This is a genomic window from Marinobacter fuscus, assembly GCF_003007675.1.
In the GTDB taxonomy this organism is placed as follows: Bacteria; Pseudomonadota; Gammaproteobacteria; order Pseudomonadales; family Oleiphilaceae; genus Marinobacter; species Marinobacter fuscus.
In genome coordinates this window covers 105,884-132,258 of the sequence record NZ_PXNP01000004.1, presented here as the reverse complement: position 1 = coordinate 132,258, position 26,375 = coordinate 105,884, and the positions used below count along the sequence as shown (strand labels likewise).

Genomic DNA, 26,375 nt, shown 5'->3' with positions numbered 1-26,375 from the left:
TTTCAGCTGGCCGTTGGTGGCCAGCCTCGACCTGAACACGGAGACAGGTTATGCAAGATTACCAGGCACCCGCCGATCTTCTGAAAGACCGCATTGTCATGGTAACCGGCGCTGGCAGTGGCATTGGCCGCGCCGCCGCAAAAGCTTACGCTGCCCACGGCGCCACCGTCATCCTGGTTGGCCGCACGGTGTCGCACCTTGAAGAGGTTTATGACGAGATTGAGGCGGCTGGCCATCCACAACCGGCCATCGTGCCCATGAACTTCGAGGGCGCTGCGGTCAAAGACTACGAAGAACTGGCCATGACGCTGGAAGACAACTTCGGTCGTCTGGATGGGCTGCTGCATAACGCTGGCATTCTGGGTTCCCGCAGCCCTGTAGAGCTCTACGACCCGGAAACCTGGAACAAGGTGATGCACGTGAATGCCACCGCCCCCTTCCTGCTTAATCGGGCGATGATTCCCCTGCTGCGTAAATCTGACGACGCCTCGATGATTTTCACCTCTTCCGGCGTCGGTCGTCAGGCCCGCGCCTACTGGGGTGCCTATGCGGTTTCAAAGTTTGCCGTTGAGGGACTGGCGCAATTGCTGGCTGATGAACTGGACGATGAACGCCATAACATCCGGGTAAACAGCCTCAACCCGGGCGCAACCCGCACTGGCATGCGGGTACTGGCCTACCCGGCGGAAGACCCCAAGAAGAACCCGAATCCGGAAGAGCTGATGCCCGTATACCTGTACCTGATGGGCAAAGACAGCAAAGGCGTAAACGGCCAGCAGATCGACGCGCAACCCCAAAAATAATGGATCTTTATTTCTACACAACCTCCCAGTGCCATCTGTGCGAACTGGCGGAAGCCCTGCTGGTAAACACACCCATGCCAAAACCCATTCCGGTGGATGTGGTGGACATTGCCCAGTCGGAAGCCCTGGTTGAGCGTTACGGCACGCGGATTCCGGTGTTACGGCGCAACGACACCGGTGCTGAACTGGACTGGCCGTTTAACCGCGATCAGCTACTGACGTTTCTGCAATGAGGATCTTGTGACATGCTGATGATCATCTCTCCTGCCAAGACTCTGGATTACGAGAGCCCGCTGGCGACACAAACCCATACCCAGCCGGACTTCCTGGACCAGGCCTGCGAACTGATCGACCAGCTCAAGGAACTGGAACCGCACCAGATCAGCGATCTGATGAGCATCAGCGACAAGCTCGGACAACTCAACGCTGAGCGGTTCCAAAGCTGGCAAACGCCTTTCACCCAAGACAACGCACGGCAAGCGGTTCTGGCGTTCAAGGGTGATGTTTACACCGGTCTGGATGCGCAAAGCTTTAGCGAAGACGATTTCAGCTTCGCACAAACGCATTTGCGTATTCTGTCCGGGCTGTATGGCCTGCTCAAACCGCTGGATTTGATGCAACCTTACCGCCTGGAAATGGGCACGAAGTTCCAGAACACCCGGGGTAAGGACCTTTACGCCTTCTGGGGAAGCCAGATTACCGATACCCTGAATACATTGCTGGCTAACGATGACAAGGTGCTGGTTAACCTGGCCTCTAACGAGTATTTCAAAAGCGTTCAGAAAAAAAACCTGGATGCCCGGCTGATCACGCCCCAGTTCAAAGACTGGAAAAACGGCCAATACAAAATGATCAGTTTCTACGCCAAAAAGGCCCGGGGACTGATGTGCCGCTATGCGATTCAGAACCGCATTACCCAGGCCGAGGATCTCAAAGGCTTTGATCTCGATGGCTACTACTTCAGTGGCGAGCAATCCGACCAGAATAACTGGGTTTTCCTGAGGGACGAGGCATAACCCGACTCGCAAGGCCCTGCCCCCGGGCAGGCATACATTCACCCGTTACAGGAGCAAGAATGAACGAAGCAGTCTTTTCCCAGATCGCCATGTTGGTGTTTCTGACGGGCCTTATTGGCTGGATGGGTTTTATCGTGTGGGATCTGGCCAAGAAATCCCAGGCCGGAAAGTTCGGAACCATGGCTCTGTTTACCGTGCTCGGTGCCGGTGTGGTTGGCTTTCTTATCAAGACCGTTCTGGTCGAAGTTATGCAGATCTGACCAGCCCGCCGTCACTTTACGGCTACTGCCGGTAGCCGTATTATCCCCCTCCTTTTTCTCCGACAAGCCCAGACCTGACGCAAGGATTCCGCTATGTGGTTTCGTAACGCCCGTGTTTTCCGATTTACCAAGCCGTTCGATATTTCTGCCGAAGCCCTCGAAGAAAAGCTGCAGGCCGAGGCTTTCAAACCGTGTGGACCACAAGAAACCAGCCGCCAGGGCTGGGTACCGGCCCTTGGCAAGCACAGCGATCAGTTGGTGCACAGCGCCAACGGCTATCACCTGATTGCGCTGCGCAAAGAAGAGAAAATCCTGCCCGGGCCAGTAGTGAAAGAAGCCGTGGAAGAGCGCGCAGAAGCCATAGAAATCGAACAGGGCCGGAAAGTCCGCCGTAAAGAAAAGGACGAACTGAAAGAACAAATCATGTTGGAAATGTTGCCCAAGGCCTTTTCCCGCAACCGCCGCTGCTTTGCCTACCTTGCGCCACAGGATGGTGTATTGGTGGTCGACGCCGGTTCTGCCAAGCAGGCGGAAGATCTCGCCTCTACCCTGCGGAAAGCGCTCGGCTCCTTGCCGGTTCGCCCGCCCGTGGTGGAACAGGCGCCAGCGTTCACCTTTACCGGCTGGCTGAACGAAACCGTCGACCTCCCGGCCACGGTCTCGCTGGGTAACGAATGCGAACTGAAAGACCCGTCCGAAGATGGCGGAGTGGTTCGCTGCAAGGGGCTGGACTTGAAAGCCGACGAAATCCGCAATCACCTGGAAGCGGGTATGCAGGTAACCAAACTGGCGCTGACCTGGGACGACAACGTGTCCTTTGTGCTGGACGAAGAACTTGGCATCCGGCGCCTCAAGTTTGGTGAAACCCTGCAGGAACAACTGGACGATGTGGATGCCGACGATGCCATGGCAAAGTTCGACGCCGCCTTTACCATCATGACCCTGGAGCTGTCCCGGCTGATCCCGGGCCTGCTTGAGGCGCTGGGCGGAGAGGATCGTTCCGCCATTGTGGAAGAAGACTAACTCCGGCCAGCGCCGTCAGGGGGGCGTTACAAATGCCCCCCTTTCCCCAAACGCTCTTTCTGCCAGTCCTTCTGCGGCTCGTTCAGCTTCAGCCGCAAATCCATCACTTCCTCTTCCGGGTTGTATTTGATCTCAAAACCCAGATGCTCAGCCAGTTGTAACATCGGCCGGTTGTCTGGCAGCACATTGCCGATCATTTCCATGGTGCCGCGGGCTTCACAGTAGTCGATCATTTTTTGCATCAGCGCCACACCCAGCCCCTCGCCCTTCATGCGGTCGTCCACCATCACCGCAAATTCACAGCGCAGGTTGTCCGCATCTGTCCAGGTACGCACCGTGCCCAGAGTTTCCTCCCCCTCGCCATCCTCGCGGGGCGCATTGGCAATGAAGACCATTTCCCGGTCGTAGTCGATCTGCACCATCTGGGCCACGTCTTCCCGGGAGAAATGCTTGCGATACTGGAAGAACCGGTAGCGAATGGATTCCGGAGACTGGTGTTCATGGAACAGCCGGTGTGCCGGTTCATCCTGAGCCAGCACCGGCCGGATAATCACCCGGCGGCCCGACTTGGGCAGCACCAGCCATTCTTCCAGCTCCCGCGGGTAAGGCTGAATCACCGGCTTGATCGGGCTGTCGTCCAGATCAATAGCGATGTTCACCGCCACCGCGCCCTGCTCGTTAAACAGCAACGGCGATATCTCCAGCCCCTTGATCTCTGGAATATCGATCACAATCTGGGACAGAGTCACCAGGGTTTCTGACACCGCCCGGATATCCTCCTCCGGCTTTAAGCTGTGCTCTTTCAATAACTTGTACATGTAGGTGCGTCGCAACAGCTCGCGGGCCAGCACCATATTCAGCGGCGGCAGCGCAATCTGGCGGTCGGTCATGATATTGATCTGGGCACCCGCCGCACCGCACACCACCAACGGCCCGAACACCTCATCCCGGGTAATCCCGACACTGAATTCAATGCCCCCCACATGCTGATAGGAACGCTGCACCGCAAACCCCAGGAAGCCACTGTTCGGGAAATGCTCCCGGTACTCATCCATCAGAAAACGGCAGCTGTCGATAATCGCCTGCTCGCTGTTGAGTTTTTTAACCGTGCCTTTGTAGCGCAGTTGGGTGGGGCTCAGATCCAGAAACGGATGACACACCTGCTCATGAATAACGGTGACATCAATCGGACGGCGCTCGATGGCAAAAATACCCAGCACTTCTTCTACATCGTCACAATAGCCGGTTTCGATGGTGCTGATGCCATAGTCACGGATCACCCGCCGTGCTTCTCGGTTGGACAGATGCCGCCGGCCATCTTTCAATGCCCGCTTCACCAGCTTGCGGGTGTTGGCGGCGTCGGTGAAATGGTCGGTAAAGGATTCCGGTGTTTCGGTCAGAAGCCGCTGAATGCGCTGGTGGCGAACGTGCTGCATAAACGCCGTTACTGCCTTCTCCGGGTTGAAGAACGACGGTAATCCGGCCCGATAAAACTCTTCCCGGGAATCCATCACCGTGCTCTGGCCCAGCCAGCAGGTAAAGATGTTCAGGCGGGTACCTTTCGAGGCCTGCACCACGGCATCGGCAATTTGCAAACTGTCTTCAAGCAGGGTCGGGGCGTACATCACCAGTACGTTGGCCACATTCGGGTCTTTGGCCAGAATCTTGATAGCCTTGGCATAAAGTTCCGGGGTGGCGTCGTAGTTCAGGTCGATGGGGTTTTTACGGGTCCAGTAAGGTGGCAGCAGTTCCGCCAGGCTCTCAACCGATGTCTCAGACAGCTCGGCCAGCTCTCCACCCAGAAACGCCAGGCGATCCACCGCCAGCACTCCCGGGCCCACTCCGTTCGCCATGATGGCCAGGGATTCCCGCCGTAGCGGGCGCATACGGGTAAGGGTTTCCAGCGCATCAAACATCTGCCCCAGACCATCCACCCGCAGCACACCGGCGCGCTGGAGCATGGCGTCGTAGACCGGATCGCTGCGCTTGATACCCGCGGGCAGTTGGTGAGTGAACCACTCGGAATCCGGCACCCGGCCGGATTTGACCGCAATCACCGGCTTGGTGCGGGAGGCCACCCGCACTGCCGACATAAAGCGGCCGGGGTTGGGGATGTTCTCAATGTGCAACAGGATGGCCCGGGTTTGAGTGTCCTGGGCCAGATAGTCGATCAGGTCGTCGTGATCGATATCCATACCGTCGCCAAGGGTCAGGAAGTAAGAGAAACCCACCCCCCGGGCAAACGCCCAGTCCAGCACCGAACTGGCAATAGTGCCGGACTGGCCAACAAACGCCACACGGCCCGGAATCGCACCCATGTGGGCATAGGTTGCGTTCAGGTGCCGCGCAGGCACCATCAATCCAATGGTGTTTGGCCCCAGTACCCGAATACCGGTTTCCCGCGCGGCATCACGCACCGAGTACATCAGGGGTTGCCCGGTTTTACTGTGGGTACGGGACATACCGCCGGTCATCACGATCGCGGTGCGAACGCCCTGCTCACCCAGGCGGCGTATCATTTTTGGCACCGTCTCCGGCGGCGTACAGATAATCGCCAGATCCGGGCTGAAATCCAGGTTGGAAACCTGGCGTACACAGGGCACCCCGTGAACGTTTTCGTAGTCACTCCGGTTTACCACTTCCAGACGCCCGGGATAACCGCCGCCGAGCAGGTTTCGAAGCACCATGCCCCCGAGGCTGTCACCGCGCTCGGATGCACCGATGACAACGATGGATTCGGGGTTAAAAAGACTTTCCAGATAGCGGGTACTCAACGTGGCACTCCCAGCAGTCGCGGTGATAAGGGTAAAAGAAACAAAGTGCTTATTAGTGTATACCTTATCTTAGGTTGCGATTTCATGATGTAAATCGACTAAGCGGTTATTAGACCAAAGAAATACGACAGACTTCGGCTTTCCCTGATAACATGGGAAAAATAATAAGGATACTCAGGTTCAGGCACTTTCCATGACCACGGCATTTTTCTCCCATGACGACTGCATGAAGCACAATATGGGCCCGGAACATCCGGAGAGCCCTGAGCGCCTGTCGAGCATTCTCGCCTACCTTGCCGACACCAATCTGCAGCAGGAACTGGACTGGGTTCGCCCGGAGGAAATTACCCGTGACCAGCTGCTGACGGTGCATCCGGAATCCTATCTTCACCAACTGGATCTGATGCAACCCACCCGAGGCCGCGTGTTCACAGACCCGGACACCGCCATGATGCCCGATACCCTGAGAGCCGCCCGGCTTGCCGCTGGCGGGAACGTGCAGGCCGTCGACATGGTGATGAGCAGCCAGGTAACCAATGCCTTCGTGTGTGCCCGGCCGCCGGGGCACCACGCCGAAAGAACCAAGTCCATGGGCTTCTGCTTCTACAACAACATCGCTCTGGCTGCCCTTCGGGCATTGACCTTCCACCATCTGGAACGGGTGGCGATCATTGATTTTGACGTGCACCAGGGCAATGGCACGGTCGACATTGTCAGCGGCGACGAACGCATTCTGATGTGCTCAAGTTTTCAGCACCCGCTGTACCCGCACAGCCACGTTCATCAGCAGGCTGACAACATTATCAATGCGCCCATTGCGGCCAACTGCTCTGCCGCCGACTACCGCAAGGCGGTCGAAGCCGCCTGGCTCAAGAAACTGCAAAATTTTCGGCCACAGCTTGTGCTGATATCCGCAGGGTTTGACGGCCACCGGTTGGATCCGATGGCAGAACTGAACCTGGAAACCGAAGATTATCGCTGGCTGACCGAAATGCTGGTGAGCGTCGCCCACGATTACGCCAACGACCGGATTGTTTCAACGCTGGAAGGGGGATACCACCTGAAAGCTCTGGCGGAAGGCGTGACGGCCCATCTGGAAGTGCTGAACGCGGTCTACTGAAGAAACCGATCTTTTCGAAGGAACAAACCTGCCTGAATACCAGGGGTCTGCGCCTTTCTACCGCACAGCTCCCCAGGCTCAGCCATTGGCGTCGCCACCCATACTATTGGCCTGGAGCAACTCCGGGCGATCGCCCTGGCGCTGAAGCCTGATGGTCACCCTGCGGTTATCGGCGTTTCGGCGGGAGACCGGGTACTGGTCGCCGTGGGCTCTCACAATCAGCAGGTTGTCGTCCACCCCTTGAGCTCTAAGATAGTCGGCCACCGCATTGGCCCGCTCTTCCGAAAGCGCGCGGTTATCTATCCGGCTGCCCACACGATCGGAATGGCCATCCACGAGGATGCGCTCAACCGTGGAGTCTGCCATCACATAAGTGACAATGTTGTCCAGCAATGCCTTGTCTGCCTGCGAGAGGCTGGTACTGCCGGTGGCGAAAGGGATACGGGAACGCTGGATCTGGTCAAAATTCACCGGCAGCAGGCTGGCCGCACATTGCCGGTATCTGTTCCAGGGCCCGGCAAAGTTGATGTTGGACAGGCTCACCCGCACCGGGCGATCGCCGTAAATCGCTGCGCGCGTAAGCGTTGGCTGCATGCCCCGGTTCAATCCCTGGGCTATCAGTGCCGCCTCCCGGGCCCCGAGATTCACCGGCCGGTTATCTGCACTTACCTGCACAGAACCCACGGGACTGGGGTCGACTCCGGGCCGCCAGCTGGGCGCCTCAATAACCAGCCTGCCCCGCCCCGGCCGCATCAACCGGAGATCAGACTCAAGAAAGAAGCCCAACTGCTCTCCGGCACGGTGGCGCAACACCGCGCGGCCAAAGCCTGGCACCTGGTGAACTAGGGAACACTCGAATACAGACTCTGACAGGTACCACTGGCTGTTTTCGATACCCGCACCATAGCTTTCTGCGTTCACCACCGCTGCGGCCAACGACAACACCAGGCCGCCCGCCAGAGACGGCGCCGCCGCAAACCATCGTGTTCTATCCATCCGCTCGGGTAGAGCCATGACACGCCCCGTGGAACCTTAATCACCGTAACTTACAGGATAACGGCGGGCGTGGGTGAAACTTGAGGATTTAATCAAACACCGGGACAAAAACATCTGGTCCTCTTCTGCTATACTCCGCACACTTTTTTGGCTGCTTTGCGGATATCTGCCCATGACCCGACAACTAGTGATCACCCGGCCGGACGACTGGCACCTGCACGTACGTGACGACGACATCCTCAAAGACGTGGTACCGGCCACTGCAGCAAGCTTCGGCCGTGCCATTATCATGCCCAATCTGGTGCCACCGGTCACCGATGCCGACGCCGCCAATGGCTACCGCCAGCGCATCGAAGCTGCCGCAGGTGATCACCACTTTACCCCGTTGATGACACTTTACCTCACCGAAGGCACCACGCCAGACGTGATCCGCACCGCCAAAGCGGCGGGCGTTGTGGCGGCCAAACTCTACCCGGCTGGCGCCACCACCAACTCCGCCTCTGGTGTTACCGACATTCGCAATATCTATCCGGTGCTCGAGGCCATGGCCGATTGCGGCATGCTGCTGCTGGTGCACGGCGAAGTGACCGACGCCGACATCGACATTTTCGACCGGGAAAAAGTGTTCCTGGAGCGGGTACTGGTACCCACTCTGGACGCTTTCCCGGCCTTGAAAGTCGTGCTGGAGCACATCACCACAGCCGATTCTGCCGACTTTGTCCGCCAGCACAAAGGCGACAATCTCGCGGCAACCCTCACACCCCAGCACCTGATGTACAACCGTAACCACATGCTGGTGGGCGGTATCCGCCCGCACCTTTACTGTTTGCCGATCCTGAAGCGCAACCTGCATCAGAAGGCCCTGCGGGATGCGGTTGCCAGCGGTGACAAGCGCTTCTTCCTGGGCACCGACTCAGCCCCCCACGCCCGCGACAAGAAAGAAGCCGCCTGCGGTTGTGCGGGCTGCTACTCGGCCTACGGTGCCATCGGTCTTTACGCCGATGTCTTCGAAGAGCTGGGCGTACTGGACAAACTGGAAGCCTTCGCCAGCTTCAACGGCGCCGATTTCTACGGACTGCCCCGCAACACCGATACCATCACCCTGGTGCGGGAGCCCTGGACCATGCCAGAGCACCTGCCCCTGGCGGGCGGCACCATCGTTCCCCTGAAAGCGGGCGAAACCATTAACTGGCGCCTGGCGTAAAAGCACCCAACCCATTCACTAAAACGGACATCGGAGTTCGAGTGTCAGACGAAAACAAACAGCCCCACCCCATGTCGCAACGCTTTCGCGGCTTTTTGCCTGTTGTGGTCGACGTGGAAACCGGCGGTTTCAACCCGGAACGGGACGCACTACTGGAAATTGCCGCTGTTCTGCTCACCATGGACGAAGACGGCTGGATTCACCGCGGCGAAACCTTCGTTCAGCAGATTGACCCGTTTGAAGGCGCCAATCTGGAGCAGTCGGCCCTGGACTTCACCGGCATCGACCCCTGGAATCCAGAACGGGAAGCCGTTCCCGAGCGCGAAGGGCTGAGCGAGATATTTTCACCCATTCGCCGGGCCGTAAAAGCTAACGACTGCAAACGGGCGGTGCTGGTGGGGCACAATGCCACCTTCGATCACAATTTCGTGTTTGCTGCATCGCTACGGGCCGATATAAAGCGCAATCCGTTCCATCCGTTCTCAACGTTTGACACGGCCACTCTGGCTGGGCTGGCTTACGGCCACACCGTGCTGGCCCAGGCGTGCAAACTGGCGGGTATCCCTTTTAGCAACAAAGAAGCCCACTCGGCAGCTTACGATGCAGAGAAAACCGCCGATCTGTTCTGCGGCATCGTCAACCGCTGGCGCGAACTGGGCGGCTTTCCCCCGCCCCTGATCCGTCCAGAGGACGATTAGGCCAAGGGGCCGGACAGCCACAAAAAAAACCCGCCTAAGCGGGTTTTTTGTTAAAGGCCAGAAGCCCGGTTACCAGTGCACTCCCCGCATAATAGCGGCAAACGCCACCTGCTCAGTGGACACCTTAGGCTTTTCACCGGAATTGCTGCCCGCGGCGGCAGGGGAGTCCGGGAACATCCGGTAACCGGTATTCATCACGATTTCACCCATCTTCGGCGCCAGAGCGTGCAACACCTGGGCAAAGATCCCCAACCGCGTGGCAATGCGCTTGGGCCGATAGATAATTGCGTCCGCCACCATCTGCGCCGCTTCATCCGGCGTCAATGTGGGCACAGAGTCATAGATTTTAGTGGGTGCAATCATCGGCGTTTTCACCAATGGCATATTGATGGTGGTAAACGTGACGTTGCGATCGGACCACTCAGCTGCGGCACATCGGCTGAAAGAATCCAGAGCCGACTTCGAGGCCACATAGGCAGAGAACCGTGGTGCATTGGTTAGAACACCGATAGACGAGATGTTTACCACATGGCCCCGTCGACGCTCGAGCATGGCGGGCGCAAAGCCCATGATCAGGCGAACCGAACCGAAATAATTCAGTTGCATGGTGCGCTCGAAATCGTGGAACCGGTCGAAAGACAGCGACAGTGAGCGTCGAATAGAGCGCCCGGCGTTATTCACCAGCACATCCACATGGCCGTGGTTATCCAGCACGGTTTTCACGAATCGGTCACAGTCTTCCATATCAGAAAAATCACACTGGTAGGCGTGAACACTGCCACCCTTGGCTTCCAGGCCAGCGGCCACCTCATCCAGTGTTTCCTTGGTGCGGGCACCGATCACCAGAATGGCACCGGCTTCGGCCAGCTTCTCGGCGGTCGCCAGGCCAATGCCGGAGGTTGCGCCTGTGACCACACAGACTCTGCCTTCAACCGCGCCCTTGAGCGTGCGATCCTTGAACAGATCCGGGTCCAGATTGCGCTCCCAGTAATCCCAGATTACCGGCGAATAGTCCGGCAGGCGCGGCACGCCGATACCAGTGCCCTTCAACGCCCGCTCGGTTTCACGGGCATCAAAGCGGGTCGGGTAATTGATAAACGAAAGCACAGAGCGGGGAATACCCAGGTCATCCAGCACCGCCCCCGTTAGCCGCTTCACCGGCGGCAGGTTCTTGATGCTCTGGCGGATAAACGGCGGGATAAAGCCGAACATTCGGGAGTCAATGCGCATACCCATGCGCGGCGCATGGCCAGCCTCACAAAAAATATTGAGTATCTCGCCCACTTTGTAAGGGTCGGAATCCACCAGGTGGAAACACTTGCCGTCTTCGCCCTCCAGGTGGGCGATGTGATCCATGGCATCCACCACAAAATCCACCGGCACAATGTTCAGGCGCCCGCCCTCAAGGCCAACCGTGGGTACCCACTGCGGCAACGCATGACGGATTTTCTGGATCATTTTGAAGAAATAGTAAGGGCCGTCAACCTTGTCCATTTCACCTGTTTTGGAATGACCGATCACCATACCGGGGCGGTAGATGCGGAAAGGCACTTTGCACTCCTCACGAACCACCTTCTCCGATTCGTGCTTGGTGCGAAGGTACGGATGCTCCAGCTTTTCCGCCTCCTCGAACATGTCCTCACGGAAAATACCCTTGAACAGACCGGCCGCAGCAATCGAAGACACGTGGTGGAAGCAGCCTGCCTCCATGGCTTCAGCGGCATCTACCGCGGCCCGGGTTCCCTCTATGTTGGTGGTAGCCTGAGCTTCTTCATCAGCGCTCATGTCATAGACCGCAGCCAGGTGGAACACGTGGTCGATCTGGCCTTTCAACGCACTCAGGGCTGCCGCATCAATCCCCAGATTCGGGCTGGTCAGGTCTCCGATCACCGGTCTGACCCGGCTTTCATCCACGCCCCAGCGCTCCCGTAACTCGTCCAGTTTATCCAGAGATTGCTCACGCACCAGCAGGTGCACGGTGCCGCCCCGGGCCAACAGTTTTTCCACCAGAAAACGACCGATAAAGCCTGTTCCACCTGTCAGGAAATAGTTCATAGGTACTCCGTTCTGCCTGTGATTTTATTTTCTTTTATCGCTTCAGGTACGACTAAAGTCGAACCCTGTTCCATCGCGCGGCAATTTTACTTTAATGCATCCTGCATGTATTGGCCTTTATTAGAGCATTTACTCTTTAAGCCCTTGTTTTATATTGATCCACTCATCAAGCCTGCACTGGCCAGGCAACACCTGTGTCAGAAACCCGGACACATTCTGTGTGAAATTAGCACATCTCCCGGCCATCGCCCATTCCAGGCGTTAATTACCCGGAGGCAATGCAAGGGAGCACCGGCAATGCGATAATCGGGAACTTCCGGCGCCGGTTGGCGTCACTACTTGCCAAAGTTCAAGGTTAAACACAACGCCCATGCAAAACGACAACCCCAACACCGAACGCTATATTGCTATCGCCCGCGCCTGCCTGAAGGCCATTAACGATACGGCAACTGAGAAAACCTCCCGGGAAGACAAAATTCAGGCGGTTTACCAGGCCATCGACAAAGCCTTCCAGGCCGAATTTGCCGACTACCGCCAGGCCGTCGCCATCATGGCCACGGTACTTGAACGCATTGCTACCGGAACCCTGGACGCCGACAAGGCCGCCAACCTGGCTCGCCAGACCCTGGACCAACAACCGGCCAGTACCAAAACCAACCAGGTACACTGACCGTAATATCACAACACCAGCCCCACTCTCCTGACCCAAGAGGCATCATGACTGCGAACCGAACCTTGCCAGCACAGGCTCAAGCGCTGCAATTGCTCTTGCTCGTTGTCACCCTATTGCTGGCGCCGCTGACCAGCGCTGGCATCGCCCTGAACCAGAGCCCCAACGATCCCAACGAGTACCGTTATCTGGAACTCGACAACGGGCTGAAAATGATTCTGGTATCAGACCCGCAGGCCGACAAGGCGGCCGCCTCGCTGAACGTCGCCGTGGGCAGCGGTGATGACCCGCAAGAACGAGAGGGGCTGGCGCATTTTCTGGAACATATGTTGTTTCTGGGTACCGAAAAGTACCCGGAACCGGGCGAATACCAGCAATTCATCCGCAGCCATGGCGGCAACCACAACGCCTTTACGGCCTTTGCCGATACCAACTACTTCTTCGACATTGAAGCCGAATTTCTGGAGCCCGCGCTTGACCGTTTCGCCCAGCAGTTCTCCGCGCCGCTGTTCACTCCGGAACTGGTAGACCGGGAGCGCAACGCCGTGCATTCCGAGTACAGCTCCAAACTGAAGCAAGACGGCCGCCGCTTGCTGTCGGTGCGCAAAGCCGCCGGTAACCCCAACCACGCCTTCAGCCAGTTTGCCGTTGGCAACCTGGACACCCTGGAGAACACCGAACAGCGGCCTCTGCGGCCAGATCTGATCGCCTTCTGGCAGTCCCATTACTCGGCCAATCTGATGACCCTGGCCATCTACGGTCCGCAATCGCTGGATAAGCTGGAGCAGATGGCCCGGCCCCGCTTTGCCAGCATTGATAACCGCCAGCTTACGGCCAAAAAACACCCGGAGCCCCTATACGACCTGGATAATCTGCCGCAGAAAGTCACCGCCCAAACCCTGAAAGACAACCGCAGCCTGACCCTGTCGTTTCCGATACCCTCGCAACAGAAAAGCTACAAGACCAAACCCGCAGCCTACCTGGCCAACCTTCTGGGGCATGAGGGCCCTGGTAGTCTGTTCGATGTGCTGAAACGGGCCGGACTGGCGGAAAGCCTGTCGGCAGGCCTTGGCATGGATACCGGCGAGCACGCCACCCTCGACATCAGCATGTCGCTGACCCGCAAAGGTCTGGATGCGAGCGACCAAATTCTTGCCCTGACTTTCGACTACATCGATCTGATCCGTGCACAGGGCATCAGCAAGCAGCACTTCCGTGAAATGCAGCAACTGGCAAACATCGATTTTCGCTTTCGGGAGCGGGGTGAACCTCAGCATGAGGTCATGAGACTTTCCAGTTTGCTGAGGGACTACCCGCCGGAAGACATTCTCAGCGGACCGGCCCTGATGGAAAGCTACGCGCCAGAGCAATACCGTGATTTACTGGCACGCCTGACACCACAAAATCTTATGGTCTGGTTGTCTGCCCCGGAGCCCGGCCTGACCTCGCCCAAGCATACCCGCTGGTACGACACGCCCTGGCAACGGGAACCCCTGACCCTTGCCAGCGCGGGCGCCGATGAACTGGCCAGCCAACTTGCGCTACCCGACGCGAACCCGTTTATCCCGGAGGATCTGGAACTGCTGGCCGGCCCGAGCATGGCGGCCCCCCAGAAACTGTCGGAATTCGGCGGCCTGGACCTTTGGTACGCAAAAGACACCCGTTTTGGCACCCCAAAAGCCAATGTGTTCATCAGCCTGAGAAGCCCGATCGCCCGTGAGACCGCACGATCGACCGTACTGACGCAACTGCTGGTGGACGCCATCGATACCAACCTGAACGCCTGGGCCTACTCAGCCCGGCTGGCAGGCCTGAACTACAGCGTCTACTCACACCTGCGCGGCGTGACCATCCGGGTTGGCGGTTACAGTGACAATCTGCACAAACTGATCAACCGGATACTGCTGGAATTCGCCGACCCGGCCATTACCCGCCAGCGCTTTCGTATTGCTCGCCAGAACCTGATCGATAGCCTGGAGAATCAGCGCAAGGAGCAGCCCGTGCAGCAGACCTCCGGCTTTATCCAGGCAGCCCTGCTTGAAGGCGTTTTCCCCATTGATGATCGTCTGACTGCCGCGCAACAGGTCACCCTGGAAGAACTACAACAGTTTGCCCTGGATTTCCTGAACACAACCGACCCGGTTATGCTCGCCCACGGCAACCTGACACAAGCCAGCGCCCTGAACATCAGCCGCCAGGTGCAGGCGTTGGTGTTAAAAGATTCTGAGCACACGGACGTCTCAAGAGCGAGCGTTCGCCAGCTACCAGACGGCGAAACCCAGGCCCGATTGTCGGTAGATCACCCGGATACCGGCTACACACTCTACCTGCAGGGCCAGGACACCTCGTTCAGCGAGCGGGCAAAGTATCGCCTGCTGGCTCAGATCATCAGCAGCCCGTTCTACGAGAACATCCGAACCACACGGCAATTGGGTTATATCGTATACGCCACCGCGTTCGAGATGCTGGAAACGCCCGCGCTTGGCCTGGTGGTGCAGTCGCCCAACGCAGATGCCGAGAACATTGATAGAGCGATAAGAGAATTTACCGGAGACTTCCGAACACAGCTTGCAGGGCTGGGCGACAAACAGCTTGAGCGAGAAAAACAGGCCGTTATCAGCCAGCTACTGGAACGGGATCGCCAACTCAGTGAGGCCTCTGGCCGTTACTGGCGGGAAATCGATCGGGACAATGCCCGCTTCAACAGCCGGAAATCACTGGCAGACGCCATTCAACAGGTTTCCCTGAAGGACCTGCAACAGACGTTCGAACGGGCACTGGCCGAACGCCAGCGGGCTCTGAGAGTCACCACCGGCAACCAGGATGTTAACGAGCAAGAAGTGTTGGAGCAGCTAAGACAGTAACAGTCTACCAACGTGCTCCAGTCAGCGCCTGGCGCAATACGCCCCGCCGACTGGAGCCAGCCCCTCAATCGGCTTGCAGCTGCCCCATTGAGGCACTGTGAAAGCCCCCGGTCGCCTCGTGCAGCATCCCGGCCAGATAAGGCATGGCCGCCGTAATCATAAACCCGATACCCTGGACACAGGCCGTCAAGGCACCGGCGAAACCAGGATGAGACAGGTGATCCAGAGCCACAGTCAGGGTTAGCAAAAAACATGAGTAATCCAGGAGTAAAACGACTTTAACTATGTGGCGATTGCCAAACAATGCTGTGCCAATACGGCCTGTCACCCGTAACAGACCAACTCAGCGTTGCTGAATGCCAACAGGAAGTGAAAATCAGGCCGATACCGAGCCGGGCAATCCGCCAGCAAGCCTTGAGCCCGCCGCGCCAGGCCGTTATTATACCGCCTCTTCGCGAAAAGCCCCCGTAGCTCATCTGGATAGAGCGATCCCCTCCTAAGGGATAGGTAGCAGGTTCGAGTCCTGCCGGGGGTACCATTTTTCCAATAAAATTAAATAGTTAGATTGAAGAAACTAACTGACCCAGCAATCTACCCCTCAATCCCGAAACGATCATTTTTTAGCTAAACCTTTCATTCCCTAGCCACATAATTTCTATGGCCTTGGCGACCGCTGTTTTCTGATAGGGGCGACATCTCACTATTTTGACAGTGTATTCGAGCACACGGCCCAGACAACATCTGTTTGCTTGCTAGAGCGACGAAATGGGGTAACGTCGAAATAGATCTCAAATCACGCGACCAACTCAACAGGCAAGCAGAGGATACTCCATACCTGACTCTGGGAAGGGGGTTATCGACACTCTTGTTAACCGTAGAGGGTAGCAATCATGGTCACTTGCCATTCAATATAATAACGCAACAAAGCTCGCTTAGAGAGCTGGGACGCCTTTCTTCCGGAAAGCTCGAACATTTTGTAGCTCTTGCTCGCACCGTTCAAAAGAGAAATTCCGCCGATAAAAACTTTCAGGGCTATCGTCATCCCTAAGATCCAAATCTGATCGACTCTCGAGAAGCTTGGTCACAGTTGCCGCAACTGCAGCCGGGCTCCAACCGGCCTCATCCGTCAGATCCTGCACCTCAAAAGCAGCGTTGCGGTATCGCTCCGCACTAACGCCGTCATTGTGATATGTGTCTGCGGTGTTGGCACAGAGCAGAAGATCCACATATGCGGTCGCCGCTGGCATTAAACGCTCATGGTATAGCAATTCCTCGCCAACTGCACCGGCTACTGGCACACATGACACGGCTACCCACAAGAGATAACGAATATACCGAACTGGGGTAAATCCTTTTTCAAATAACTTTATCTTCGCCATCTTTTCTTTCTGCCTGTTGCACTAGCGTATCAAGCACGATTTTATAACCGGCATGCAGCACAAGCGCAATTACAGGCCAAATCGCAGCGCTGAGCCAAAGGGTCGGCTCAGCGCCAAAGTAAGAAGAGATCAGAGTTACAGAGAGAGATATAAAAAATGCTGGAGCACCTACTAACCTGGGCCAAAGCCGCCCCTCCCTGCTAACGTTTCCGTTAACCAACGCACTAAGCGAGACATAGTAGGTGAACGCCCCAAGCAACCCTGTGACAAGAAGTACTACCGCCATTCTATAGATCGCTGTACGCAAGCAGCCCGCGAGCGGCGAGCTCCCGCTTCGCCATTTCAGACTCTTTATTTGCCATAATATTTAAGCCGGAAATAACGATAATAGCGGGTATGCTCATCATACCGATACCCGATACAATTCGATTCTGAAAACCTAAGCGTCGCGCGATTTCTTTGACAAGCCCGCTTTCTTTGAAGGGCTCAAGAATCTGACTTGCCTGAGCTCTCAATCCATTCTTGGATGTGTAATAAACAGCCCCTGCCAATGCCCCCACTGTGAAGTTTGGCACGGACACTGGATTCATTTGAGCGGTAATCGAGGCAGTTGTTTTTGAGAACTGAAAAAACTCCAGAAGCTCTTCGTCGGATAGAGACCACATGTACCAATATGGCTGAACACTTTGATCTACTACGAGTGTCTGCAAGCGTTGCGTTATATGGCCCCTCGGCACCTCATCTCTTATTGCCCTGTTCACTTCAGCACGAGCTGAGGCGGGAAGGTGTCTAAATACAGCAATTCCATTCAAGATAGGAGCATACAAGTCCGGGGAACCGGAAATCTGGGATTTAAAACTTCCTAAACCCATCAAATCAGCAAGAGCAAGCAGAGGAGAGTTCTGAAAATCAGAGGTAACATAACGATCAGCAGCTACGCTGTTCATAAACTATTCCTTGTCGTAAAAGTGCGACGATCCTGTCATTTAACCTTGGGGCATAATCGCCAAGTTTGAATTTTCTGTCAATAGTTTCAATTACTCCTCCTATTTTTCCTGTAGTAGTCAACTATTCCCGAACATTAATTGAAAGCTCCAGGATATAGCGACACCCCACGGCGCCTTCTTCGGTGTAGGTAAAGCCGGTTACCTTTTGCCCGCCACCAGCGGGTGGCGTCTGTCTGGGAATCTTCAACACTGGTGTTCGGGTCAAGCGGCGGCTGACCGACCTTGGGCGAGGCCAGAACGATATTCGCGCCCGCGTCTTTGAATGCGTAATACGGAAAAGCCAGTTCTTCCAGCCAGAAGCCGGTCTTATGGCCGGTTTCGCTCAGTTTGCCGTGGAGATCGCCGGTTCAACGACGGCCAGAGCGCCAGCACCAGCCACAGGCTCCACCGCAATAGCCACCGGGCCAGCACCAGTACCGGTAACAGCACCAGAAACCAAGCAGGCACCTGCACTACCCAGTGTGGCAGCCCCAGCACGTTGGCTACGCCTGCAAACAGATCATTCAATAGCGCAGGGTGGCGAACCGCCACGTAGGCGAGCGCCGCCATCGCTGGCCATTTGGCATTGCTCACCATCAACGATGCCATACGCCCTGCCCGTGCAAGCCGCGAGGAATATGCCGCAGAGCGGGCAGAAACTGCTGCCGCCCGGCTGGCCCCGGCTGCTGCCCTGCCTACTTTCAGGAACTTCACCGCGCTACCGATAATTACGGCATCCAGCGCCGCCCAGCCCAGATCACTGGCTCGAACAGGTTGGTCAGTCCGATAACGGGACTCCAGGGTTCGAATACCGCCGGTGAAGAACTGGCTCAAGCCCTCGGTAATACGCTCGGTCCAGATCCACTGGATCTCGCCATTCGGCCCAGCTTCAAACTGTCCAATGAAGTCGTGGCCTTCCTGGTTGGCAAAATTCACTGCATACCAGGCACGCTCTTCCGGGCTCAATGCTTTGCCCGTTCCGGCCACCCGGTTCACCATTTCCACCGAACCCACCGGATTGCGGTAAAAGTAGATCATGGGCAGGATCAGGTATTCGCCATAGCGGCGCAGCGCTTTGCGAAACTCAGGCTCTTCCCCGAACAGCTCCAGAAACAACCGGGCCTGCTCCGGGTAAACCGCCAGGGCCGCTTCGGCCTTGAGTCGTAACAAGCGGTCGCCGTGGTAATCGAGCATCAGAGCCTGTATGGGCAACGACTCCTGCAGCACCGCGGCCTGTGAACCGAACCTTTCTTTCGCCTGCAGGGCGATCAGGCGATCTTCTATCGGTTGCGGCTGCAGCCAGAGAGCGATAACACCAGCCATCACAAGAGCGATAGCCACCAGCCAGAGCAGCCCCCGGCGGCGGCGAGTTCGAAACAATTCGGTTTCAGGCATTCAGTGCTCCGGCAACCAAAAACCTCAGTCTACACGGAAAGTCTCCAGCATGGGCGGCAGCCCCGGAATGGCAGATTGGGCCGCCACTGTCGGGGAGACATCCCCTGCAGTTCATGTTCAAGATAAGCTTTGCAGGCCGTAAATTCAGATCTGGGCTTTCGGCTGGCACTGCAAGAAAACGAAGAATACGACAACGACAGCTACATAAAACTGCGTATTTCAGCGGTAATCCTTGCAAAAACAGGATAATATTTCTCCAAATCACTTTTTGCTGCTCCTACCTCCGTCATTTTATGGACATTTTTGAGCAAAAACGGCGCATTATCTCGATCGCCATCGTTGCCGTGGTGCTGACCGGCATTATTATTGCTGCCGCCGTCTCAAGCCCCCTGATTAACCAGATTCATAGCGAAGCGGCCAAGTCTGCCAGCCAGATTGCGGATGCCAAATCGAACAACATCCGAACTCTTTTTAGCCAGTATCAGAATCTGGCAAACCAAACAGCAAGCCGTTCTGAACTTGCCAGTGCATTGGCTGAGTACGCCCGTGGCACTATGTCAGCACACGCACTGAGGCAGATCTCCACTCCACGCCTTGCCGACGCCACTGCCGAGATTGCGCCTTTGGCGGCCCTGGTTCGGTTTGACGTTGCCGGCAACGAGCTGATCAGAATCGGTGCCGATTCAGACGCACTCCCAACTGACCTTGTTCTTCCGCACGAAGGTGATATCGCCAACTACCCATTCGATAGGGCCCAACTCAGCGTTCCCCTCTTGCAGGCGATCGCGCCCATCACGCACCAAGGCTACCTGGTTGGCCACGACTTGTTGCTATTTCATCTAACAGCTTTCGAACACACTCTTAGCACAGGATCCGGCTCTCAGGTGTGCCTGTTCGACGATACCTACGATCGCCTTCTCACGCGTTTACCAAACGGTGGGCTGGAACTCACGTCGCAAAACAGTTGCCGCTCCGAGCTCACTAACATGAGCCAGGTCACTGATACCGGTTTTTTCCGGACAACGTTGGCTGATGGCTCGCGGGTTCTGGGGTTTCATCGGTCAATCGATGGTTATCCGTGGAATCTGTTCATGCACGCCAAAATCACCAGTGTTTTTGGCAATGTTATCGAAGACGTTGGTATCACAATTGTCTTAATTTTGTTGCTGTCGGCGCTCGCGGGCTTCCTGGTCTGGAAGTCTCTCAATCCGATCGTACACGCCTTGGTCGCTCAAGCATCGCGCATCGCACGTTCGTCCGAGGAACTGCGGCTGGCCCAGCAGGTTTTCGCGCACACCCACGAGGCCATCGTTATTTGCGACACCGATCTTGGCATCGTTCGTGCCAACCCGGCCTTCAGCGACATAACGGGTATGCTGCCAAAATCCATGGACAACCTGTCTATTCTCAAGTTCATCAAAACCGAACAGGGCGATAGCTTCTCTGTGGATAGCATCAGGCGCCACCTCATGGCAGAGAACGCCTGGCAGGGTGAAGTCTGGTTAAAAGTGCAACCGGATGCCAGTACACCCACACTGCTGACCGTATCGCCGGTGAAGAACCAGAGCGGACTGAACCATCAATTCATTCTCACTTTCAGCGATATCAGTGCGCGGGTTCAGGCCGAGAAACAGATGTTCCGGTTGGCGCACTTCGACAAGCTCACCGGGTTACCCAACCGCACGGCGCTGGAAAACCATCTGGAGCAGGCTATTCAGCAAGCGCGTCGGCAGCACCACCATTTTGCCGTGATGTTTCTGGATCTGGACAAATTCAAGCCGGTGAACGACACCTATGGCCATCAGGCCGGGGATGGACTGTTACAGCATGTCGCCCGCCGCCTGAAACACTGTGTGCGCTCCGACGATGTGGTAGGTCGGCGCGGTGGCGATGAGTTTCTGGTGATTACCGGGCCCCTGGAGCGCGACGAGCATGTTGAAGCCATTGCTGGCAAGATCATCTCGGTATTAAACGAGCCCTTCGACATCCAGGGCCACAGGGTCAGCATCGGAGCTTCGGTGGGGATTGCCCTGTACCCGGATAACGGACAGGTTGCGGAGGAATTGCTGGAGGCCGCCGACAAAGCCATGTACTCGGTCAAAAGCAGCGGCCGAAACCATTTCGCTCTGGCCTGACAGATCAGGCCTGTTCGTATTCCTGCACCAGCTGGGCCAGGAAATATTGCCCCGCTGAACTGAGGAAATAGCGCCCGGCACCGGCGCGGAAAATCAGGTTTCGCTTCTCCAGATAGTCCAGGGCTTCCCCCATACCCTTTTCGAACCTGGCTGCCCGCAGGATCTCTCGGTATTCGTCGTCGGCCCCCAGGTTCTCAAGATCCTGCTCGTTCAGCCCGGCTTCCGGTCGGCCCAGAAACTCCAGGTCGCGACCACTGCGGGCAAAATAGCGGCCGATCAACAACAGCACCACCTGCACCCTGAAAGCGTTTTCATCGTGTTCCTCGCTTTCGTCGTCGCTGCTTTCCTTGAGAAAAAAGAAGGCCCCAACCTCGTTGAACACCAGCTCACTGCCCAGATGCTCGTAGAGCGTCCGGAAATGGGCCAGGTGATTGTAGAGCAGGTTATACAGCGGGTTGGCGCAGACTTCGGAGCGATTCGCGTCCCAGAGATCGCGCACGATCACCCGGCCCGCCTGGAACTCCCGGAACACCGCCGCACTCTGGGCCGGGAGTATCTGGTCAAAGCTGGCAGTGGTGGTCGGGGTTTCATCACTGACCATAGAGTCTGAATACTCAGGCATGTCGGGCGTCCTGCGGTTGTGTGGTCTCGGCGTAAAGGCGGCGTTTACGGTAAACAAACTGTTCGTCGTCAGTTTCGGGCGCCAGCACCCGGAAACGGTTGGTCGTGGCTACGCGCATACCCGCGGGCGGCGAGTTCACCAGCCGGTTCAAGGCCGCCAGCAAATCCGGCAACCGGTAGCCGGGAATGAAGCCGTCCAGGCGCCCGTGCAGCTCCCTCACCAGATCCCCGGTGGGCCGCAACTCCAGGGTTTCCAGCCACTGGTATAAACGGTTGATGCGTTCCACATCGATGCGGGTGTGCCGACCACTGCCTTCAACCTGCTGCAGCATCGGCACTTCCGCCTTGCGGCGAAGATCGTTCAGGCGCAGCTCCAGTTCGCTGAACAGCAGCTGGTAGTAGCTTGAGGACTGCCCGAACGCGTAGTGCTTGGCCCGCGGCTGGGCCCGAAGCCCCACCAGAAAGCCGGTGCTGCGGGCAAAATCGCGACCTTCCAGCCACTTGCGGCGCAGGCTAAGCGTCTCGGTTTCACCTTTGAGATCGCGCAGCTTGTGATAGAAGTGTTCCATGGCGTTGTACTGGGCCATACCCCGTCGGGTCTTGCGCAGGAAGTGCTCTACCTCCTGTGCCACCGCCTGTATCGGTTTGTAGAGCGCATTCAGACTGATCGAGGAACAGAACAACTGGTCGGCCAGACTGTGGTCGCCCTGGCGTTCCAGTAACCGCACCATAGCCTCGAGGGTTTCAAACAGGTTGCTGCCGTCTGGCAGCCGGGTGTCCGGGTTCAGAAACACCAGCGTGGGCTTGATGTGGCGCTCGTACAGGGTCACGATCTGCTCGAACAGATTCTGGCGAAACTCCAGATATTTATCCGGCGCCCGGCTGGCATCACCGGACAATTCCGCCAGCTGTGTGCTGATGGTCTGCATGCGCAACACATTCTGTCGCAACAGGCCGATCAACTGGCTGATCCGCTCGTTTAGATCGTCCCGCAGTTCGGTGTAATCCGGGTCGGCATTACTGAAACTGCTGAGCTCCAGGCGATTGCAAACATCCCGCAGGGTGACCAGATGGCCACGCAGGCGGGCGTCGGTGAGCTCCTGGTACAGTGAGGCGTTGCACGCCCGCATCAGGTTGATCACCGCATCCTGGAAGACCAGGCGGCGCTCACCCTCGGCTTTCATGATGTCGATCACCAGCCCGGTGCGAAACAGGTTGTCGGTACTCAGTGCCAGGCGAACCCGCTCCCGGTCTGCCCGGCCCAGTGACCGGCTGTAATCCATCACGTCTGCCACCAGATCGCTCTCCCGCACATAGCGGGCTTCGTTTCGATCCATCCGTTCGATCATCCGGAACAGAATCTTCGGGTGTTCGAACAGCAACCGGGTGGTATCCAGCGTGCTGAAACGCTTACTCATCCGCCGCCTCCAGCAGGCTGTTCTGGGTCTGGTCTGCCCAGTGGCTCAGCGGTTGGCCGCCGGTAAACCCCTCGGGGCCGCCCCAGAACACCAGGGTGCGCTGGGGGCTGTAGGGCTTGCCGGTGCGCATCTGGCCCACCTCCAGGTGCCGGCCAATCAGGTAGATGACTTCGGCACTGGCGCTGTGGGTAGCCGCGGAAAACAGATTAAAGCCCTGCTTGCCAAGCCGATCCAGCAACGCGGGCATCTGGCTGATGTCGACGCTGGCCAGTTCATCCAACACCATCGGGAACGACAAGCGAACACCAGGGTACAGCACCCGTTTCAGCAGCCGATACACCAACTCCAGGTTGATCAGTGCGGTGGTGGACGTGGACTGGCCTTTCTTGTCCAGGTTGGCGGCGTTTTCCTTGCGGGTCCGGTACGAGATCCCGGTGATCACCTTGTCCATGGTCAGGCGTTTGCTGCTGCCCTGCTCGCCGAAGAAATCCGCCACAAATACCCGCAGGCGATCGTAGAAGGCGTCCGACTGTAATTGATGGCCAAAAGGATCGATATTATTGGCTTCTTCCACCAGGTTTCGGAACTTCGGGTCGGTATAGATATCCACGCGGATTTCCACCAGATCGTTGATCTGAACCCCCTCCAGTTCCCGGTTAAGCTGGGCCTCAAAGCGGCTGATATGCTCGTGGTTGCTCTTCAACGCCTGCCGATAACTGGCCACGGTTTCGTTGTGAATGGCAATCTGCTCTTCCAGCATTCGCCACTGCTCCGGCAACCCGGCGAACAGATCCGCCAGGCCTTTGAACACCTCCCGAATGTGGGTGCTGGCCGGGCTGTCCTTTTGCAACTCGCCGTTCCCATCATCCAGGATGCCCAGATACACAAACTGTCGCAGGTGGTCGAGTATGCTGCGGCGACGTTCTTCCAGATCATCCAACTGGGTTTGCAGGTCATCAAACCCGGCAACCGATACCACATCCGGCGCCAATGGCGCCTCCGCCTGAACGGCTTTCAGGTGCGGGAAGCGGTGCTCAACGGTTCCTATACTCCGGTTAAGCCCAACCAGTTCCCGCTCCCGTTCTTCAATCCGCTCTTTCTCGCCTCGGGCTTTGGCGACTTTTTGCTGCAGTGCATCCTGTTGCTCCTGGGCTAATCGGGCCTGCTCCTCCAGCCGCGCCTGCTGCTGCTCGGCGGCTTCTTTCTCTTCCGTGGCGTCCCGCAACATGGTGGCTGCCGCCGGATAGCGGTTCAAGGTTTCCAGGTCTTTTTCAATCGCCTGGATTTCTTTCTCCGTACGTTCAATCAGCCGCGGGCGGTCATGCTCCTGATTGCTGGTGTCGGCCAGCTCCGAACGCTCTTTCTCCAGCCCGTGCAGTTCACTCTCCAGGTGCTGCCGCTGTTCGGCAAAGTTGGTCTGGCGCGCTGGCTCGGCCCGGAATTCGGTGTCATACCAGTCAAATCCCTGGCTGCTGGGCACGAACAGGCGGGCAAAGGCCTCAATCACCGCTTTACTTCCGGCATCCAGGTCCTGCCCCGGGCTGGCCATCATCAGGCGGGGATCAATGGCCCGCAGCGGTGCCGCGGTGGCCTCATCCAGCTGATTCTGAAGCTGCCACTGCTGTTTGCTCTCCCGCTCCGCAAGCGCTTCCTTTTGGCGCAGTAGCTCTTTGCTTTTGCGCTCAATCTGTTCGAAGCGGATTTCTGCCTGGGCCGCGCTTTTCAGGGCCGCGAGGTAACCCTGCTTGTTCTCAAGCTCCTCTTTCTGAATCTCGCCGATTTCCTGCAGCGTCATCTCACCGTACTGGGATACCAGCAGTTCGCCGTCTTTACGGGCCTGTTCCGCCTGCTGAATACGCCGGGCGGCGGAACGGATTTCCCCCTTCAGCCCGCTGTCTTCCTGCTCCAGTTTTTTCAGAGTCTGCAGTACGTGTCGCAAGGTGTCGTTCTGCTCGTTGAACACCTCAACGGCGGCCTTGCGCTGCTCACCGATAGCCCGGAGCGCGCCGGCCACGCCATCCCGGAAGGCGGCGAAATCGTACTGACTGCGCAACAGCCTCTGGTAGGCCTGGTAATCCCGGTTGAGCTTTTCGAACCGATGCCGTTCTTTTTCAATCCGGTTCCAGTGGGTCTGCTGCTGCTTCAACTGATCGTGTCGGCTCAAGAAGTCATCAATGTTGAAATCGAAGGCATCGTCGGCAAACTTTTTATCGGCTTCGATGATACTGGCCACGGCGTTAGCCATGGCCTGGTCGTCCGCTTTCATTTCAAACAGCAAAAGAATCAGTGTACGCAACGACTGCACCCGGCGTTCGTCCGACTCCCCCAACGGCAAGACCGAGTAGCGGACACCTTCGGCGTTCATCAGTTCGCTGCTGTAGAGCATGGTTTTGAGCCGGGCCGGGTCACTGACCAGCCGGGTCTCTTTGGAAAGCTTTTTCAGGGCCTCCGATAACCGGCTGAACGACAACTCCGGCACCGCCTGGCCAATCCCCTCGTCGTCATCGCCATCCCAGAACAGGGGCCGCAGCTGGTCGTAGCCCACCGGCACAAACGCCCGGCCATAGCTGAGCTGGCTGGCATTATCCCGATACAGAATCTGGCAGTGGGTGCCAGCAGGATTTTCCGCTTCCATAATCAGGAAGCTGTACTGGCTGGGAAAGTAGTGCTGGTAGCTTTCTTCGTTGGTGTAGAAGCTACCTGCACTGGCGTTACGAAACGCGAACTTCTTGCGGCTGTTCTTGAAGTTGTTCTCTGGCAACAGAAACAGCCGCAGGGAATTGAGCAAACTGGATTTACCCAGATTGCCCGGCCCCAGAATCAGGCCGTGGTTGTCCACCGGGATTTCCACGTAGCAAAAACCGGCAGAATCCACCAGGACCAGGCGGCGTATGCCAAAGGTAAAGGTGCTTGCGCTCGCCTGAGGCTCAGTCATCCAGAATCATCTCCTGTTCCATA

24 protein-coding genes, 1 tRNA gene and 1 pseudogene are annotated in these 26,375 nt (G+C 57.2%); 12 read left to right on the top strand and 14 right to left on the bottom strand.

The genetic code is table 11. The annotated features are described in order from the left end of the window. The first annotated feature begins 50 nt into the window (after window positions 1-50). The 5 genes from C7H09_RS00620 to rdgC all read left to right on the top strand — a co-directional run bounded on the left by C7H09_RS00620 (window position 51) and on the right by rdgC (window position 3,102). A complete protein-coding gene (locus C7H09_RS00620) occupies window positions 51-803 on the top strand; it encodes a YciK family oxidoreductase (protein WP_106760749.1) in 753 nt (250 codons plus the stop codon). After that, window positions 803-1,036, top strand: a complete 234-nt coding sequence (locus C7H09_RS00615) for a glutaredoxin family protein (RefSeq protein WP_106760748.1) — start codon at window positions 803-805, stop codon at window positions 1,034-1,036. The genes C7H09_RS00620 and C7H09_RS00615 overlap by 1 nt, the downstream gene beginning before the upstream one ends. A gap of 12 nt (window positions 1,037-1,048) precedes the next feature. Continuing rightward, window positions 1,049-1,819, top strand: a complete 771-nt coding sequence (gene yaaA / locus C7H09_RS00610; protein ID WP_106760747.1) for a peroxide stress protein YaaA — start codon at window positions 1,049-1,051, stop codon at window positions 1,817-1,819. A 59-nt stretch (window positions 1,820-1,878) separates the two neighbouring features. Next, window positions 1,879-2,079 carry a DUF2788 domain-containing protein gene (locus tag C7H09_RS00605; protein WP_106760746.1) on the top strand — a complete coding sequence of 67 codons (201 nt, stop codon included), beginning with the start codon at window positions 1,879-1,881 and terminating at the stop codon, window positions 2,077-2,079. A gap of 93 nt (window positions 2,080-2,172) precedes the next feature. Beyond that, window positions 2,173-3,102, top strand: coding sequence for a recombination-associated protein RdgC (gene rdgC, locus C7H09_RS00600; RefSeq protein ID WP_106760745.1), 930 nt, complete (start codon window positions 2,173-2,175; stop codon window positions 3,100-3,102). A gap of 26 nt (window positions 3,103-3,128) precedes the next feature. On the opposite strand, the gene C7H09_RS00595 is transcribed toward rdgC, so the two are convergent. Beyond that, window positions 3,129-5,876, bottom strand: a complete 2,748-nt coding sequence (locus tag C7H09_RS00595; protein WP_106760744.1) for a bifunctional acetate--CoA ligase family protein/GNAT family N-acetyltransferase — start codon at window positions 5,874-5,876, stop codon at window positions 3,129-3,131. A 193-nt stretch (window positions 5,877-6,069) separates the two neighbouring features. Here C7H09_RS00595 and C7H09_RS00590 point away from each other — a divergent pair, with 193 nt between their 5' ends. Beyond that, on the top strand, window positions 6,070-6,996 hold the full coding sequence (locus C7H09_RS00590) for a histone deacetylase family protein (RefSeq protein ID WP_106760743.1): 927 nt from the start codon (window positions 6,070-6,072) through the stop codon (window positions 6,994-6,996). A 78-nt stretch (window positions 6,997-7,074) separates the two neighbouring features. Here C7H09_RS00590 and C7H09_RS00585 read toward each other — a convergent pair whose 3' ends face one another. Further along, the gene (locus C7H09_RS00585) at window positions 7,075-7,992 is read right to left on the bottom strand and encodes a flagellar protein MotY (RefSeq protein WP_106760769.1); all 918 of its coding nucleotides are present in this window, start codon (window positions 7,990-7,992) and stop codon (window positions 7,075-7,077) included. A 172-nt stretch (window positions 7,993-8,164) separates the two neighbouring features. Between C7H09_RS00585 and pyrC the strand changes: the two genes are divergently transcribed. Together pyrC and rnt are read left to right on the top strand one after the other, a co-directional pair. After that, the gene (gene pyrC / locus C7H09_RS00580) at window positions 8,165-9,196 is read left to right on the top strand and encodes a dihydroorotase (RefSeq protein ID WP_106760742.1); all 1,032 of its coding nucleotides are present in this window, start codon (window positions 8,165-8,167) and stop codon (window positions 9,194-9,196) included. 41 nt (window positions 9,197-9,237) lie between these two features. Continuing rightward, window positions 9,238-9,894 carry a ribonuclease T gene (rnt, locus tag C7H09_RS00575; protein ID WP_106760741.1) on the top strand — a complete coding sequence of 219 codons (657 nt, stop codon included), beginning with the start codon at window positions 9,238-9,240 and terminating at the stop codon, window positions 9,892-9,894. Between the two features lie 69 nt (window positions 9,895-9,963). Here rnt and C7H09_RS00570 read toward each other — a convergent pair whose 3' ends face one another. Next, window positions 9,964-11,949: an SDR family oxidoreductase gene (locus C7H09_RS00570; protein WP_106760740.1), complete on the bottom strand. Its 1,986-nt coding sequence runs from the start codon at window positions 11,947-11,949 to the stop codon at window positions 9,964-9,966. Window positions 11,950-12,319: 370 nt separating this feature from the next. Here C7H09_RS00570 and C7H09_RS00565 point away from each other — a divergent pair, with 370 nt between their 5' ends. Continuing rightward, window positions 12,320-12,619 (top strand): hypothetical protein, encoded by a 300-nt coding sequence (locus C7H09_RS00565; RefSeq protein ID WP_106760739.1) that lies wholly within the window; start codon window positions 12,320-12,322, stop codon window positions 12,617-12,619. 47 nt (window positions 12,620-12,666) lie between these two features. Beyond that, window positions 12,667-15,483: an insulinase family protein gene (locus C7H09_RS00560; protein ID WP_106760738.1), complete on the top strand. Its 2,817-nt coding sequence runs from the start codon at window positions 12,667-12,669 to the stop codon at window positions 15,481-15,483. 64 nt (window positions 15,484-15,547) lie between these two features. On the opposite strand, the gene C7H09_RS00555 is transcribed toward C7H09_RS00560, so the two are convergent. Further along, complete coding sequence (locus C7H09_RS00555; RefSeq protein WP_106760737.1) at window positions 15,548-15,730, bottom strand: hypothetical protein; 183 nt, start codon at window positions 15,728-15,730, stop codon at window positions 15,548-15,550. Window positions 15,731-15,944: 214 nt separating this feature from the next. On the opposite strand from C7H09_RS00555, the gene C7H09_RS00550 reads away from it, so the two are divergent. Then, window positions 15,945-16,021 (top strand) — tRNA-Arg (locus C7H09_RS00550). 394 nt (window positions 16,022-16,415) lie between these two features. Here C7H09_RS00550 and C7H09_RS00545 read toward each other — a convergent pair. The 7 genes and pseudogenes from C7H09_RS00545 to C7H09_RS20580 all read right to left on the bottom strand — a co-directional run bounded on the left by C7H09_RS00545 (window position 16,416) and on the right by C7H09_RS20580 (window position 19,437). Further along, the gene (locus C7H09_RS00545) at window positions 16,416-16,862 is read right to left on the bottom strand and encodes a hypothetical protein (RefSeq protein ID WP_106760736.1); all 447 of its coding nucleotides are present in this window, start codon (window positions 16,860-16,862) and stop codon (window positions 16,416-16,418) included. Then, window positions 16,840-17,148, bottom strand: coding sequence for a hypothetical protein (locus C7H09_RS19680; RefSeq protein WP_133166192.1), 309 nt, complete (start codon window positions 17,146-17,148; stop codon window positions 16,840-16,842). Before C7H09_RS19680 ends, C7H09_RS00545 begins: the two co-directional genes overlap by 23 nt. A gap of 1 nt (window position 17,149) precedes the next feature. After that, complete coding sequence (locus C7H09_RS00540) at window positions 17,150-17,809, bottom strand: hypothetical protein (RefSeq protein ID WP_106760735.1); 660 nt, start codon at window positions 17,807-17,809, stop codon at window positions 17,150-17,152. Between the two features lie 121 nt (window positions 17,810-17,930). After that, window positions 17,931-18,074, bottom strand: coding sequence for a hypothetical protein (locus C7H09_RS19810; RefSeq protein ID WP_165794758.1), 144 nt, complete (start codon window positions 18,072-18,074; stop codon window positions 17,931-17,933). Beyond that, window positions 18,028-18,195, bottom strand: a pseudogene (locus tag C7H09_RS20065) (type 1 glutamine amidotransferase domain-containing protein); the annotation flags it as partial. The gene C7H09_RS19810 and the pseudogene C7H09_RS20065, both read right to left, overlap by 47 nt. After that, window positions 18,176-19,243 (bottom strand): hypothetical protein, encoded by a 1,068-nt coding sequence (locus tag C7H09_RS00530; protein WP_206074241.1) that lies wholly within the window; start codon window positions 19,241-19,243, stop codon window positions 18,176-18,178. The pseudogene C7H09_RS20065 and the gene C7H09_RS00530, both read right to left, overlap by 20 nt. A 29-nt stretch (window positions 19,244-19,272) precedes the next feature. Further along, window positions 19,273-19,437 (bottom strand): DUF3360 family protein, encoded by a 165-nt coding sequence (locus C7H09_RS20580; protein WP_240616462.1) that lies wholly within the window; start codon window positions 19,435-19,437, stop codon window positions 19,273-19,275. A gap of 99 nt (window positions 19,438-19,536) precedes the next feature. Here C7H09_RS20580 and C7H09_RS00525 point away from each other — a divergent pair, with 99 nt between their 5' ends. Further along, the gene (locus C7H09_RS00525; RefSeq protein WP_106760734.1) at window positions 19,537-21,378 is read left to right on the top strand and encodes a diguanylate cyclase domain-containing protein; all 1,842 of its coding nucleotides are present in this window, start codon (window positions 19,537-19,539) and stop codon (window positions 21,376-21,378) included. 4 nt (window positions 21,379-21,382) lie between these two features. Here the strand turns inward: C7H09_RS00525 and C7H09_RS00520 are convergent, their stop codons facing one another. From C7H09_RS00520 to C7H09_RS00510, 3 genes are read right to left on the bottom strand one after another with little or no spacing between them, the layout of a single operon-like run. Beyond that, window positions 21,383-22,000 carry a condensin complex protein MksE gene (locus C7H09_RS00520; protein ID WP_206074240.1) on the bottom strand — a complete coding sequence of 206 codons (618 nt, stop codon included), beginning with the start codon at window positions 21,998-22,000 and terminating at the stop codon, window positions 21,383-21,385. Further along, window positions 21,993-23,417, bottom strand: coding sequence for a hypothetical protein (locus C7H09_RS00515; protein WP_106760733.1), 1,425 nt, complete (start codon window positions 23,415-23,417; stop codon window positions 21,993-21,995). Before C7H09_RS00515 ends, C7H09_RS00520 begins: the two co-directional genes overlap by 8 nt. Further along, window positions 23,410-26,352, bottom strand: a complete 2,943-nt coding sequence (locus tag C7H09_RS00510) for a hypothetical protein (RefSeq protein ID WP_106760732.1) — start codon at window positions 26,350-26,352, stop codon at window positions 23,410-23,412. The genes C7H09_RS00515 and C7H09_RS00510 overlap by 8 nt, the downstream gene beginning before the upstream one ends. Window positions 26,353-26,375 lie beyond the last annotated feature (23 nt).

Excerpts from the sequence above, each read along its gene's own strand:
- C7H09_RS00620 (WP_106760749.1), top strand. The coding sequence starts at position 51 with ATGCAAGATTACCAGGCACCCGCCGATCTTCTGAAAGACCGCATTGTC.
- C7H09_RS00615 (WP_106760748.1), top strand. The coding sequence starts at position 803 with ATGGATCTTTATTTCTACACAACCTCCCAGTGCCATCTGTGCGAACTG.
- yaaA (WP_106760747.1), top strand. The coding sequence starts at position 1,049 with ATGCTGATGATCATCTCTCCTGCCAAGACTCTGGATTACGAGAGCCCG.
- C7H09_RS00605 (WP_106760746.1), top strand. The coding sequence starts at position 1,879 with ATGAACGAAGCAGTCTTTTCCCAGATCGCCATGTTGGTGTTTCTGACG.
- rdgC (WP_106760745.1), top strand. The coding sequence starts at position 2,173 with ATGTGGTTTCGTAACGCCCGTGTTTTCCGATTTACCAAGCCGTTCGAT.
- C7H09_RS00590 (WP_106760743.1), top strand. The coding sequence starts at position 6,070 with ATGACCACGGCATTTTTCTCCCATGACGACTGCATGAAGCACAATATG.
- C7H09_RS00585 (WP_106760769.1), bottom strand. The coding sequence starts at position 7,992 with ATGGATAGAACACGATGGTTTGCGGCGGCGCCGTCTCTGGCGGGCGGC.
- pyrC (WP_106760742.1), top strand. The coding sequence starts at position 8,165 with ATGACCCGACAACTAGTGATCACCCGGCCGGACGACTGGCACCTGCAC.
- C7H09_RS00570 (WP_106760740.1), bottom strand. The coding sequence starts at position 11,949 with ATGAACTATTTCCTGACAGGTGGAACAGGCTTTATCGGTCGTTTTCTG.
- C7H09_RS00565 (WP_106760739.1), top strand. The coding sequence starts at position 12,320 with ATGCAAAACGACAACCCCAACACCGAACGCTATATTGCTATCGCCCGC.
- C7H09_RS00560 (WP_106760738.1), top strand. The coding sequence starts at position 12,667 with ATGACTGCGAACCGAACCTTGCCAGCACAGGCTCAAGCGCTGCAATTG.
- C7H09_RS00545 (WP_106760736.1), bottom strand. The coding sequence starts at position 16,862 with ATGGCGAAGATAAAGTTATTTGAAAAAGGATTTACCCCAGTTCGGTAT.
- C7H09_RS19680 (WP_133166192.1), bottom strand. The coding sequence starts at position 17,148 with ATGGCGGTAGTACTTCTTGTCACAGGGTTGCTTGGGGCGTTCACCTAC.
- C7H09_RS00540 (WP_106760735.1), bottom strand. The coding sequence starts at position 17,809 with ATGAACAGCGTAGCTGCTGATCGTTATGTTACCTCTGATTTTCAGAAC.
- C7H09_RS00530 (WP_206074241.1), bottom strand. The coding sequence starts at position 19,243 with ATGCCTGAAACCGAATTGTTTCGAACTCGCCGCCGCCGGGGGCTGCTC.
- C7H09_RS00525 (WP_106760734.1), top strand. The coding sequence starts at position 19,537 with ATGGACATTTTTGAGCAAAAACGGCGCATTATCTCGATCGCCATCGTT.
- C7H09_RS00520 (WP_206074240.1), bottom strand. The coding sequence starts at position 22,000 with ATGCCTGAGTATTCAGACTCTATGGTCAGTGATGAAACCCCGACCACC.
- C7H09_RS00515 (WP_106760733.1), bottom strand. The coding sequence starts at position 23,417 with ATGAGTAAGCGTTTCAGCACGCTGGATACCACCCGGTTGCTGTTCGAA.
- C7H09_RS00510 (WP_106760732.1), bottom strand. The coding sequence starts at position 26,352 with ATGACTGAGCCTCAGGCGAGCGCAAGCACCTTTACCTTTGGCATACGC.